We start from the raw sequence: 12,794 nt of genomic DNA, 5'->3' as shown, positions 1-12,794 counted from the left end.
AGCAAGCTCTTCCCGCTACCGCTCGACTTGCATGTGTTAGGCCTGCCGCCAGCGTTCAATCTGAGCCATGATCAAACTCTTCAGTTTAAATTTTTCATGCGAAAAATTTATATGCTCAATAGAACTTACTGCAAATTAACGAGTATGTTCGCTTAAGCGTCGCATTTAACTATTAACAAAAGGTGATAGCCTTTTGTAACCGATGCAATCGCACAAGCGCCCACACGAATTGTCTGATATCTTGTTAAAGAACTGATTAAACTGTGGCGATTTAATCGCTGATTCAGCAGTCAGCGCCGATCAGCAAGGCTGCACATCTTACCGTGGCAACTTTCGTTGTCAAGCGATCATTTTTCAGAAGAAGAAAGAAGCTTTCCAACTCACTGACGTTGCTCTCAAGCCCTGTCAGCGGATGCGCATCTTACCGCGCCAGTTTGATTTGTCAACCGGTTGTTTTTCATTCAATCCAAACAACCCATTTTCAAACCGCACTTCCCGGTCAGCGATAATGATTCATTCTGCTGATCCGTGGATGACCGTTTGGGCCAGTCCGTGGAAGTGGTGCAAATAATAGAGAAGTTTTGATGTTAATCAATAAGCGATGATGGTTTTACGTACAATCACCTACGCCAACTGACTTATAGAGATTATGGGCATCACTATGAGTCGGTAAAACAAGTGCTCAATTGGCTACACAATGAAAATACCACTCTCTACAGTGCCGGGTTGCTTTCCACCTGAGAGGGCTTTGCATGACAAAGCATTATTGGTCGGAACTTTCATGCAGTTTCATAATCGAATGGTTATTGAAACCAGTAATGAGTGGATAATCAAATGCACGCAGGTCAGTTATCACTTAACACGCCCCACAGCCGGGCAACCTCTACTAACACATCAATAGCAAGTAGTCTGTATACACTCCCATCAAAAAACATAACCAGTTTTTATTACCGTGGCGTTCAGGTTATGACCGAAATGCCTGAACTATTCACGAAAAAAGTAGTATATTGCAATAAAATGAATCACCTGCCTGGAGAACTTTACCATTGCAGCTCTGATGAAGTTATTCACTTGCTGTGTCGTCATTGCCTGAAGCACGAGCAACCAAACCCACGCACCAAACAACCAGGCACCCCGGATAATGTAGAGGTATACCGTTGCCCTATCGATAACTCCGAGACCTATCCGGACAAATTTCACTCCCGTGAAATCGAATCCACACATCTATATCAATGCCCTTCAAACACCACCAATGAAAATACTGATTGTCAATGGCACGGGCTTTATAGGGATCTCCTTAAGCACATTGCCGTATGTAGAAACTTTACTTTGGAAGACAGGATAACCATGCTCCAACACGCGAGTTCGGAGGCTACCGAAAGCCACTCAGCGCTTGATATACGCGTGGAAAAGCTGATAAAACAGGTAGAACAGATGAGGCAATTAATGCTCAAAGAGCAAGAATCCCTGATTGATGTAAAAATAGAGTCACTGGATAAAAAAATTGATTCACTGAACCAACAACTGCAAACGCTTACCCGGGCCTTTTACTTCTCTCCTCAAAATCCAAGACTGCACCCCAGTCCCTCGCTGACATCCGAACTCGAGCAACGCATCACTGACCTTGAAAAACGCAACACAGAATGTTGCCATACTGTTAAAGATCTTGAAAACCAACTGGCCAATGCATTTCATTTGATAGATCAACTTCTCAAAGCCAAAGCCGTACAAGGAAATCCGGTAACCACAAACGGCACCCTGCTTTGGAAAATTGATCAATTCACTGCCAAACGAAATGATGCTATAAGTGGTAAAACGAATATCCTATTCTCCCCTGTATTCTTTACAAACACTTATGGCTATAAATTGTGTGCAAAGCTCTACCTGAATGGTGACGGCTTGGGAAAAGGAACGCATATCAGCTTATTTTTAGTGGTGATGAAAGGTGACTACGATGAAACCCTGCATTGGCCGTTCCGACACAAAGTCCATTTTAATATTCTTGATCTGACGCACGGCGAAGACAGGCATGATGCTTTTCGCCCCGCCCCCTATTCTTCATCTTTTCAAAGGCCTAAAAAGGAGCGCAACATCGCTTCTGGCTGCCCTTGTATACTGGAATTATCCACACAGAACCTGGATAAATACGTAAAGAATGACACTATGTTCATAAGAATCTCGATAGATACTAATGAGCCCTAAGCGCCCGAGGCAAGGTTGCTTGAATATTTATTAATGACGATAGCAAAGCTCCCATTGTTGTTAATGGGAGCTTTGTAAAGCTAATTTACTAAGTCAGGAACATAATCTCATTTATTAAACGTAAGCATTTATCATCTGGACTATTCAACTGAACACAACCGGTTGTTTTTCTTTCGATCAATCCACCATTGCTGCAAACATTAAAAGACGGTCGTCTTCAGTTCACATGAAATATTGAAAACGCTGCATTTGATAAGGCACCACTTTCGCCTCAGTCATCGTCATTATCACCGTCATCATCTCACTTTGCTCTTCTAAAGCGGCATCGTGCACAAAGCCATTTTTGCTCAGCGGTGACAGGTATATGAGATCCCCCCCGGAAAGCTCCAGACTTTCAAGGGTAATCAACGTTTGTTTCAGATTTTCTCTTCTTAACTCCCCTGGTGCCGCTCCGGTCAGCAGCGTCAGACCAATATGGATCCCAGCCCGCCTGGCACTGTTAATCATGGCTATACATTTATCAAGGTCTCCTGATTTCCCCAGGTTGGCTCTTAACTCACCCCAACCGGTTTCCAGACCAATCACCAAATGACGCAAACCGCTCTCACGCAACTCATTCCACTGCGCTGTTGTCCGTTTTGCACTGAAATCAGGATCAGCGAATGTACTAACCTCCCTTTTAAAAGTGCCAAGCTTTTCCTTTATTAATGCCAAACAGCACATCAGTCGCCTCTGGGACAGAGCCATTGCATTCGCTGAGCCAAGAAATACACCGGGAGATGAATGCACCTTTGCACCATACAGCTCTTTTACATCAGCAAGATGTTGAGCAAACGCCGGTTCATTAAGAACCCTATAGGGCTTATCTTTATAGAAGGCACAGAACGTACACCGTCTGTTCGGACACCCTGTTGCTGGCATAATAACAATATCGCCATAACGGTCAGGCGGGAGAATGGTGACTTCTTCGGGATAGACTTCACGATAGAGGTCAGCAACATCGTTATAATCTTTATTGGTTAGCTGCTGGCTTGCCCGAATGACTTTATTATCAGCAGCAATATTTTTGATCCACCCCTGGTACGCCTCAAGCACCCTGTCCATCTCACCAGCTGGCAGTCGCCTCGCCTCTGCACCCAACACTATTGAGCCATCCATGCAACGGCGATAGAACGATGCCCCATCCCTGAAAGAACACCAATACCCCTGACTGTTGATGCGTGCTGACCGAAAGTGATCACTGTCTTCTATTTTACAACCATCCTTCAGATGACGAATATCAATACCCATACAACATACCAGAGTGGATTTCTGTTATCATTAAATTTGCTTGAGCCCTTGGTCATCAAGGACTGAAAAGAAAGACATTATAAAGGACAAGCATTTGCGAACATTTACAGTATTGGTATTTTATGTACTGTTTTCCGGGCAACTGCTGGCACACAGCGCCATGTGCAAAGAAGTTGTGTTGACCGGTTATCCTGACCTTCCGCCGGTAAGCTGGGGCGACTACCAGAGCACTCATGGCGCAGCCTCCGATTTGCTCACTGAAATTCTTGAAGAAGAAGGTATCCGTGTCATTAATGATTACTTTGGCGGAGCCAATCGGGTCACCCACAAACTTCGCCAGGGTATCATCCATATTAATCCGGCCATGATCTATCAGCAGAAATACCTGAATGAGGTCTACCATATCTACCCTCCTATTTACGCGCAAAGCTATATGGTTGTAACCCGAAGAGATGATCAGCGTGATATACGGCACTGGTCAGATATGAAGGATCTTAAAGGAGTTGCACCACGAAATGTCCGGTTCAGCAAGGCGTTTGAGCAGTACGCAGACGATCACCTGAGTATTGTGAAAACCTTCCATGCACAGCAGGGCCTGAAAATGCTGAACGTTGGTCGTGTTGATTACGCCATCTACCCGCAGATCCAGGGTGATCTTTTTGTCTCCCTGCTGGATCTGGAAGGCAAGCTGGAAAAAATGCCCGTTGAGCTTTCCCCCTTTGATCTTTACATTGCGGTATCCAAAGCGCTTGGATGCACTCTGCCCGTCAACAAAATTTCAGAGAAACTGGTCAATCGACAGGAATCAGGTTATGCGGATAAAGTATTAAACGACAGTCTTTACAAATGGATGGGGTTCAGCCTCGAAAAACGAAAGAGCAGTATGAGATAGTCCAGTGATATCTCTCGAATTTCACCACCCTTATCAGAAAATATCTCTAAATATTATCACTGCACTTCCCTTTATTATATTTAATTGATCTGGATCATTCCGTATCTCATCTTTGATTTTTTAAAATCTTTACATAATCACCATTTCGATAAATAGTAGTAAGAGAAAGAGTCATCCATGAGTGTAGCTGAAGCTTCTCCAATGCCGGAGGTGAAACCGGGCGATTCCAGATTGATGAATCGCTTCCTGAACGCCGTTGAAAAGGCAGGCAACAAACTGCCGGACCCGACACTGTTATTCCTTTATGGCATGGTCATCGTCTGGGTTTTGTCTGCCTTGATGTCCCAGATGAGCCTGGACATGGTGCATCCGGCCACCGGTGAAACTGTGGCGGTAAAAAACCTGCTGACCGGCTCCGCTCTTGCGGCCTTTCTTGCCAGCATGGTTAAGAATTTTGCTGGCTTTGCCCCAATGGGTATCGTCCTGGTTGCCATGCTGGGTATCGGCGTGGCGGAGAAATCCGGTTTCATCAATACCGGTCTCAAGAAAATGCTGGGTGTCACCCCGGTCAAACTGTTAACCCCAATGCTGATCCTGGTTGCCATTGTCAGCCATACTGCAGCCGATGCTGGTTACGTTCTGGTTATTCCTCTGGGCGGTATTATCTTCCATGCGGCGGGCCGTCATCCTTTAGCGGGTATCGCTGCGGCATTTGCCGGCGTATCCGGTGGTTTCTCTGCCAACTTTATCCCGTCCGGTATTGATCCACTGCTGCAGGGCTTTACTCAGTCGGCTGCACAGATTCTGGACCCGGCTTTCCAGATGAACCCACTGGCCAACCTGTTCTTCACCGGTGCGTCCAGTATTGTCATCGTCGCTATTGGCTGGTATGTCACTGACAAAATTGTTGAGCCACGTCTGCGGGGAACTGCTGCCCTGGATGAAGATGCAGAGAAAGCTCCAGACCTTAGCTCCTTTACGCCAGAAGAAAGCAAAGCCTTTAATGCCGCTGGCCTGGCTATGCTGGCAGGTATCGCAGTGCTGGTTGCTGCCGTTATTCCTGAGACTTCGCCACTGCGCTCTCCGACCGGTGAAATCACAGCATTCTCTGCACCGTTGATGCAGTCTATCGTGCCGCTGATTTTTATCCTGTTTATCATTCCGGGTATTGTCTACGGTAAAGTTTCTGGCACCTTCAAGACCTCTAAAGACACTGTGGTTGCCATGAACAGCACCATGTCCACCATGGGCTCTTACCTGGTGATGTCTTTCTTCTGTGCGCAGTTCCTGTACGCGTTCTCCCAGTCTAACCTGGGTACCGTATTGGCCCTGAGCGGTGCGGAAGTTCTGCAGGCCATGAACCTGCCTGCCGAAATCACTGTTATTGGCATGATCCTGCTGACCGCCACCGTTAACCTGGTGATCGGCTCTTCTTCTGCCAAATGGGCCCTGATTGGTCCAATCCTGGTACCTATGCTGATGGCGGTGGGCATCTCTCCGGAACTGTCTCAGGCGGCTTACCGTGTTGGTGACTCGGTTTCCAACATCATTTCTCCGCTGATGGTTTACTTCCCACTGGTGGTGGTTTACTGCCAGCGTTATGTGAAGAACTCCGGTATCGGCTCTCTGGCTTCCATTATGATGCCATACTCCATCGCCATGCTGATCGGCTGGACTATCTTCCTGCTGGCTTACTGGGCGCTTGGTCTGCCACTGGGTATTCAGGCTTCTTACACTTACCCGGCCATGTAATATTCATCTCATTCTTTAAGGGGCTCTGGCCCCTTTTTGTTATAACCATTTTTCACCTTTCCCCGGGAAGGGAACTTATTTCATCAAAAAGAGTCTATCTTTCTAGTAAACCATGCTTGAGAGGGCTCCTGATTGTGTTCAATCTGATGAAAATTATCGAGGGAATGACACCCACCAGCTGGATGATTGCAGCTATCTGCCTGCTGTCATGGATTGCTATCATCCACTACTCCGGCAAGGTGACTGAGAAACGCTGGGGAGACAGGGAATCCGGAGCCCTGGTTGGTTTTTTTCTGCCCGGCTTTGTCTTTATGGCCATGCTTTATCTTATGTAAACCTGAACCGCCCTTCTCTACCGCCTGAGTAGCAAGCGCTCTCTAAGTCTTCAATAACGAATACCTAATTGAACCAACCCCTCATTCTCCCGCCATAATCATACCAGCACACAACTACTCAAAAATTGGTGAGCCTGCGCATATTTGACTTGTATTTTATCCACAATATGCGAATATGCGCATATCCACATGTTTGAGCAATTTTGATGCTACCCCCTGAGTTCTTCAAAATGATGGCGGATGAAATTCGCCTCCGCTGCCTGCTACTGATAGCCCGGCAAGGTGAGTTGTGTGTCTATGAACTGGTATCTGCCCTGAATGAGCCACAGCCCAAGATATCCCGACATCTGGCACAAATGCGAAATCATGGTTTGTTAAAAACCCGTCGTAAAGATCAATGGATTTTCTATTCCGTAGCAGAAAGTCTGCCCGGCTGGATGAACAAAATCGTTGACGGCCTTCGCCACTCAAACTGTCTGAAAAGTGAGTACCAGCAGGATACCGGTCGGCTGGAATCCATGCCTGACCGCCCTGTTAAGGAGTAAGAAAATGACGATCAAAGTAGGTATCAATGGCTTCGGCCGTATCGGCAGACTTGCACTGAGAGCCGCATGGCACTGGCCGGACATTGAGTTCGTCAGAATCAATGACGTGGCCGGGAACAGTGCAACACTGGCCCACCTGCTGGAATTTGACTCAGTACAAGGTACCTGGCAGGAAACCATTTCATCGGACGACCGGCATATTGTCATCAATGGTCAGAGTATTGAGTGCTTTCAGGAAAAAGAGATCACTGCCGTAAACTGGTCGGATTGTGATGTGGTGATCGATGCCACAGGTGTTCACAAGGCAACAGCCAAACTTAACCAATATCTTGAGCAGGGCGTTAAACGAGTGGTCGTCACCGCCCCCGTGAAGGAAGAAGGTGTTCTGAATGTGGTTATGGGGGTAAATGATAATCTCTATGATGCCAACCAGCATCGCATTGTCACCGCCGCCTCATGCACCACCAACTGCATAGCGCCTGTTGTTAAGGTCATTCACGAAAATCTTGGCATTACCCGCGGCGCTATCACCACCGTTCATGACCTGACCAACACCCAGACGATTCTGGACGCGCCCCATAAGGACCTGAGAAGAGCACGCGCCTGTGGCATGTCCCTGATCCCGACAACAACAGGTTCTGCCACTGCCATCACTCAGATTTTTCCTGATCTGAAGGGTCGGTTGAATGGCCATGCTATCCGGGTACCCCTGGCGAATGCATCGATCACTGATATGGTGTTTGACGTATCCCGGGATACTTCGGTGGAGGAAGTTAATCAGCTGTTGAAATCCGCCGCCGGGGGTTCACTGAACGGCATCCTCGGTTATGAAGAAAGGCCCCTGGTTTCCATCGATTACCGTGGTGACCAGCGTTCTTCAATTATTGATGCACTGTCCACTATGGTGGTTGACCAGCGCATGGTAAAAATTTATGCCTGGTACGATAATGAAATGGGCTACGCATGTCGTACGGCCGAGCTGGCACTCAAGGTTGGCAGAGAGAACGCCTGATGACTGAGACTACCCACGTTGAAAACACCAGGCAGTTCCGGCAACAGCAGATAAGAAATTATTCGCTTATCACCTTCAACTACTGGAACTTCACCCTGACCGATGGTGCCCTGCGCATGCTCGTGGTTCTCCACTTCTATGCACTGGGTTATTCCGGTTTGGAAATTGCCATGCTGTTTCTCTTTTATGAGTTCTTCGGGGTAGTCACTAACCTGCTTGGCGGCTGGCTGGGCGCCCGAATCGGTCTGAACAGAACCATGAATATCGGCCTGTTTATGCAGATCACCGCTTTGCTGATGCTGTCAGTCCCTGCCCAGTTCCTGTCTATACCTCTGGTGATGTTTGCCCAGGCGATTTCAGGCATCGCCAAGGACCTGAACAAGATGAGCGCGAAGACCTCCATAAAAACCCTGGTCAGTAGCCAGCAGGCGGGAAAACTCTATCGCTGGATAGCCATTTTGACGGGGTCCAAAAATGCCTTGAAAGGTGCAGGTTTCTTTCTGGGCGGGGCCCTGCTCAGTCTGATTGGTTTTCAGAGTGCCATGCTGACCATGTCGTCTGTATTGACCCTGGTACTGGCAGGCAGCCTGATATGGCTGCAAAAAGACCTGGGTAAAGCCCGCAGCAAGCCCAAATTTACCCAGATATTCTCCAAGAGCAAGGCCATCAATACTCTCTCTGCGGCCCGCCTTTTTCTCTTTGCCTCCCGGGACGTATGGTTTGTCATCGCCCTTCCTGTCTCCCTGAGTGCCGTTTTTGGCTGGAGCCACGTGGAAACAGGGAGTTTCATGGCTATATGGGTGATTGGTTATGGCCTGGTTCAGGGTATTGCGCCCAAAATTACCGGGGCTGAGAACCAGCATATCCAGAATCGCACCGCCCTGGCATTATGGTCAGCAACGCTATTACTGGTGTCGGTCCTGCTGGCGCTGGCGATCACATGCCAGTGGTATCCACAGTTGAGTCTGATTATCGGCCTACTGATTTTTGGCGGGGTTTTCGCCATCAACTCATCGCTGCACTCTTACCTGATTGTCTCTTTTGCCCGGGAAGAAGGTGCATCCATGGATGTTGGCTTCTATTACATGGCCAACGCCATGGGGCGTTTAACCGGAACCGTGCTTTCGGGATTGGCTTTTCAATGGGGAGGACTGGCAGCCTGCCTGTGGATCTCTTCATTCTTTATCATACTCACTGCCATCATTTCACTGACGATGCCGGATCATCATCCGTAACACCAATTCTTGCCCAACAGCAGGCAAACCCAACCATCCAACCACCAGCGTTCTCATCATTCATGAGGCGCTGACTTTTGAAGAATTTGTATTGACCACATTGTATTAGAGAGGAACTTTTATAAGAACGAGTGGTCTCACACTGTAAGCCTTTAATTCTATAATTCAATGACTAATCCCTATTTAACCTCACACTCACTGTATGCGGAATTTCAAAAAGCGTATGAGTCTGTTATGTCAGGCAGTGGATTGGTTTTTAAAGCCTGTCCACAGCAAAGTAGTTTGGTGTTCGGGCTGCGCGTTGGTCAAACTGAACCCAGTAATTATTTCAACAACTTGATTCCATGCAGTGCAAGTCTACATAATCCATTCAGTGATTCCCGCTTTAAAAAAGTGCCAGTCAGGGTTATTTACTCTCAAAGCTCCTCAGCTATTAATATTCATCACAATCCTGGTGAAGTTACTGATCCATTACCCAACAATCAACATCTTGTTGATCCTCGCTTTGTGCGAGCAATGCCAGTTTCTATAATCAACCCTCGAACAAATAGTGAACAGCTTCAACAAAATATACCTCCCGCAAGAAATGAGCTGCATTTTAATGCCTTTGCTTCCAGCTCTGGTGAATCTCTGCCCCTCTCTCATGATAAGCCTGACCGGAAGGCTAACGCGCAGCACGGGAAAGTAAGCGTTGCCAAACAAGCTCAGGCTAAGCCCGGGAAAGAGATCCCCTGTACCGGGGCCAAGAAAAGGAAGACAAACGAACAGACTGAGAAACGGAAGGCTTACTATAAGATCTGGTCACAGTCCGAGAGAGGAAAGGCTATGACGCGAGCCTGGGAAAATTCTGAGAAGGGGAAGACTTGCCGCAGAGCTTACCGGAAGACTTACGCATATTCCGAGAAAGGAAAGGCTTACCAGAAGGCTTACTCTCAGTCCAAGGAGCGGAAGGCTTACCTGAAGGCTTACTCACAGTCCGAAAGAGCAAAAGCTGCCAGACGAGCTTACAGGCACTCCGAAAAAGGGAGAGCTACCCAACGAGCCTGGGAACAATCTCTGAAAAGGAAGGCTTACAAGAAGGCTTATTCACAGTCCGAGAGAGGAAAAGCTTCCAAACGAGCTTACACACAATCCGAAAAAGGGAAAGCTACTTATCGAGCCCGGAAACAGTCCCTGAAAATGAAGGCTTTACAGAGTGCCTCCCATGAAGCTTTCAAGCATACCTGTGATCAGGAACAAGAGAAGATCACTGGTAAGCATGCTACCGTTTTATCTGCACAAACATCTGAAGCGACCGATTACAAATGATTCCTCTGATAGCCCTGATTACGGGCAGCGCCAAATCTTTACTGACCGGTGAGTTGAGCCCCATCGACTCGATAAATCAGCTTGACATGTCACCGTCTGACATTGCCGCTGCAAAACAACAGCTGCCCATTTACCCGATACCCTCACCAGCAGCACTTTATTTCTCAGCGTCTTGTGCTACCCACGACAGCTCCTCAATTAACAGCAAAGAACTTAACGACTATCAAATAGTCGAGCTTGACGAAAATACTACTCCAGGCTGTTTATCCTGTAGCGAAATAGATACTCAAGACACTGGAAGTATTAGCTCAACAGCCACCGATATGTCAGCCGGAGCGACGCCCGGCACCAGCATCAGCATTGAACAGAACTCAGGGCTTCACGACAATTACTCAATGATCAAGAACAGTCCGCCGTCCGATCCCTGGCCACAAGGAATATTGAGTAAGGATGACCATATAAACTATGGTGATTTAAGGGACTGGCTAAATGACTTAAATGGTATCTACGATGAAGAGCCTGTGTTTCGCTCTATTTTTAATCTTCCCTTCCCCTCAGATCAATCTCAACTATTCCCGGATCAAATAAGCACTCACCCAACCTATGGCTGGGTTTTTGATAATTTTCTGACGGACTGGATTAATGACAGGGTAATGCAGGTTATCACACCTGATCCGGGTGAACTTATGGATGACAGCCTTGCCAACGATAATAATCAATCACAACAAACTGAGGCTTCAAAGACATTTGACCAGATATACATTCCCTTTATTGAGAAGTTTGACCACCAGGATGAAGAGCAGGCAAAAGAGTTCTTCCAGAAAATATATGAACTGCTGGCCCCTCTCAGAGGGCTTCTGGTTATTACTATCGCGGGAATTGATAGAGGTAATGGCAATATTACCAAAGGACAGAGACTTTCGAGGTTGTTAAACCAGTCGGGAATTCCTGCTTCCAATATCAGAGTAATCGAATCACACGGGCACAGTTATGTATTGGCCAAAAGAGGCGAGAACAGGGATCATTTTGAATCCAGCCCCGAACCCTATTGGAAAAGCACCTGCTAACCACCGGTGTGAACTTCGGCAAATTTTTAAACAAACGCACCAATCTTGAAAGACAAAAAAGTGGAGAACTCGAAGGGGCAATTCTTCCGCTTTTTCTTTTGCAAACTCTAAAAACGACAAAACCCTTACGACAGATATCGTAAGGGTTAAGTTGAGCTATGTTGCTCACCAACACTTCTGAAACACCCGGCGAAGTGACCTTCTGGATTGAAGAGCTACGCAGCCAATTTGATGAAACCCTGGCTGCGATCAAGGATGGTGAAGCTAAATAAAGCCAACTCTCTCACAGGCATCCGTTTTCAAAAGATACCGAATGATTTCAGCCTGAAAAGCAGCTTCCTGCTTCTTTGAAAAAACCGGCTGTTGCATGGACAGTTTATGAGCCGAGAACTTAACCAGAATTCTATCTACAGCTTCTTGTTGGTGGGCCTTGAAAAGTGGCAGCATCGCACCCGAAGTACAGTAATACCCCTCTTTAAAAGGAATTATCCGACCACACATATTTGGAACTCGTGGAGAGTGTGAAAAGCCTACATCAATGATGTGTATATTTTCTCCAGTCAGCATATCCTCAACCGTGATTCCAAGTCCCGGCGTCACTGACGTTACAGAGAAAACTGAATAAAACGACGCATTTATTGCTTTGAAAAACTCAGGGTACTCCGCAACCACATTAGAATTCATGTTTGTGAAGCGCTCTATGGCATTAAAGAGCCCATTCCTTTGATTGTGATAAGCATAATCCATCAATATCGTTAGCTCATTCTCATTCTGAGCAATAATCTCCTTGCCAGCAGCTAACCCAAGCTTTTTGGCTGACTTAATGACAGCATCACCAGACAAACAGTCACTAATGCCTTCGAATACTTCCCGACCGATATCTCTGTTGTCATGATAATCTGCGAGTATCTTAGCTTGCTCAGATCGAGACAAATCTCTCAGATTCATAGTACATCTCAAATAGAAATAACGAGAATAATAGCTTGTTTGCTGATGAGCACCAGAAGCATATTTTTCCAGATTTAGTTCCAAGCCCCTACCAGACTTACGCCCTGAAACCTCCAGCTGCATATTCTGGTAAACGTGAACGCTAATTCTGGTAAGCGTGAACACCTCCGCTTACCCAAGCACTGCCCTCCTTTATTTGTAGCCTGAG

Annotated in this window: 11 protein-coding genes and 1 rRNA gene; 9 read left to right on the top strand and 3 right to left on the bottom strand. The window is 46.9% G+C overall.

Annotation, left to right across the window (positions count from 1 at the left end; genetic code table 11):
* Positions 1-87 (bottom strand): 16S ribosomal RNA (locus ACO6UY_RS22885); the annotation flags it as partial.
* Positions 88-822: 735 nt separating this feature from the next.
* Between ACO6UY_RS22885 and ACO6UY_RS22880 the strand changes: the two genes are divergently transcribed.
* Positions 823-2,202, top strand: a complete 1,380-nt coding sequence (locus ACO6UY_RS22880) for a hypothetical protein (RefSeq protein WP_422491399.1) — start codon at positions 823-825, stop codon at positions 2,200-2,202.
* Between the two features lie 222 nt (positions 2,203-2,424).
* Here the strand turns inward: ACO6UY_RS22880 and ACO6UY_RS22875 are convergent, their stop codons facing one another.
* The gene (locus ACO6UY_RS22875) at positions 2,425-3,492 is read right to left on the bottom strand and encodes a radical SAM protein (RefSeq protein WP_422491397.1); all 1,068 of its coding nucleotides are present in this window, start codon (positions 3,490-3,492) and stop codon (positions 2,425-2,427) included.
* A gap of 94 nt (positions 3,493-3,586) precedes the next feature.
* Here ACO6UY_RS22875 and ACO6UY_RS22870 point away from each other — a divergent pair, with 94 nt between their 5' ends.
* From ACO6UY_RS22870 to ACO6UY_RS22835, 8 genes are all read left to right on the top strand, one after another.
* Complete coding sequence (locus tag ACO6UY_RS22870; protein WP_422491395.1) at positions 3,587-4,384, top strand: substrate-binding periplasmic protein; 798 nt, start codon at positions 3,587-3,589, stop codon at positions 4,382-4,384.
* A 177-nt stretch (positions 4,385-4,561) separates the two neighbouring features.
* Positions 4,562-6,136: an AbgT family transporter gene (locus ACO6UY_RS22865; RefSeq protein ID WP_422491393.1), complete on the top strand. Its 1,575-nt coding sequence runs from the start codon at positions 4,562-4,564 to the stop codon at positions 6,134-6,136.
* A 134-nt stretch (positions 6,137-6,270) separates the two neighbouring features.
* Complete coding sequence (locus ACO6UY_RS22860) at positions 6,271-6,471, top strand: hypothetical protein (protein WP_269676331.1); 201 nt, start codon at positions 6,271-6,273, stop codon at positions 6,469-6,471.
* 206 nt (positions 6,472-6,677) lie between these two features.
* Complete coding sequence (locus ACO6UY_RS22855) at positions 6,678-7,016, top strand: metalloregulator ArsR/SmtB family transcription factor (protein ID WP_422468091.1); 339 nt, start codon at positions 6,678-6,680, stop codon at positions 7,014-7,016.
* A gap of 4 nt (positions 7,017-7,020) precedes the next feature.
* Positions 7,021-8,028, top strand: coding sequence for an ArsJ-associated glyceraldehyde-3-phosphate dehydrogenase (locus ACO6UY_RS22850; protein WP_422468089.1), 1,008 nt, complete (start codon positions 7,021-7,023; stop codon positions 8,026-8,028).
* Positions 8,028-9,263, top strand: coding sequence for an organoarsenical effux MFS transporter ArsJ (gene arsJ / locus ACO6UY_RS22845; protein WP_422491400.1), 1,236 nt, complete (start codon positions 8,028-8,030; stop codon positions 9,261-9,263). The genes ACO6UY_RS22850 and arsJ overlap by 1 nt, the downstream gene beginning before the upstream one ends.
* 825 nt (positions 9,264-10,088) lie before the next feature.
* Positions 10,089-10,571: a hypothetical protein gene (locus tag ACO6UY_RS22840; RefSeq protein ID WP_422445938.1), complete on the top strand. Its 483-nt coding sequence runs from the start codon at positions 10,089-10,091 to the stop codon at positions 10,569-10,571.
* Positions 10,568-11,638, top strand: coding sequence for a hypothetical protein (locus tag ACO6UY_RS22835; protein ID WP_422445940.1), 1,071 nt, complete (start codon positions 10,568-10,570; stop codon positions 11,636-11,638). Before ACO6UY_RS22840 ends, ACO6UY_RS22835 begins: the two co-directional genes overlap by 4 nt.
* Before the next feature lie 264 nt (positions 11,639-11,902).
* On the opposite strand, the gene ACO6UY_RS22830 is transcribed toward ACO6UY_RS22835, so the two are convergent.
* Positions 11,903-12,670 (bottom strand): hypothetical protein, encoded by a 768-nt coding sequence (locus ACO6UY_RS22830; RefSeq protein WP_422445942.1) that lies wholly within the window; start codon positions 12,668-12,670, stop codon positions 11,903-11,905.
* Positions 12,671-12,794: the final 124 nt, after the last annotated feature.

The organism is Endozoicomonas sp. ALE010, from assembly GCF_049310165.1.
GTDB lineage: Bacteria > Pseudomonadota > Gammaproteobacteria > Pseudomonadales > Endozoicomonadaceae > Endozoicomonas.
Note: the sequence above shows the minus strand (reverse complement) of the source record. Positions and strands in the feature narration are given on the sequence as shown.

Bases quoted from the DNA above. Each gene is read 5' to 3' on its own strand.
- ACO6UY_RS22875 (WP_422491397.1), bottom strand. From the start codon at position 3,492: ATGGGTATTGATATTCGTCATCTGAAGGATGGTTGTAAAATAGAAGAC.
- ACO6UY_RS22865 (WP_422491393.1), top strand. From the start codon at position 4,562: ATGAGTGTAGCTGAAGCTTCTCCAATGCCGGAGGTGAAACCGGGCGAT.
- ACO6UY_RS22855 (WP_422468091.1), top strand. From the start codon at position 6,678: ATGCTACCCCCTGAGTTCTTCAAAATGATGGCGGATGAAATTCGCCTC.
- ACO6UY_RS22850 (WP_422468089.1), top strand. From the start codon at position 7,021: ATGACGATCAAAGTAGGTATCAATGGCTTCGGCCGTATCGGCAGACTT.
- arsJ (WP_422491400.1), top strand. From the start codon at position 8,028: ATGACTGAGACTACCCACGTTGAAAACACCAGGCAGTTCCGGCAACAG.
- ACO6UY_RS22840 (WP_422445938.1), top strand. From the start codon at position 10,089: ATGACGCGAGCCTGGGAAAATTCTGAGAAGGGGAAGACTTGCCGCAGA.
- ACO6UY_RS22835 (WP_422445940.1), top strand. From the start codon at position 10,568: ATGATTCCTCTGATAGCCCTGATTACGGGCAGCGCCAAATCTTTACTG.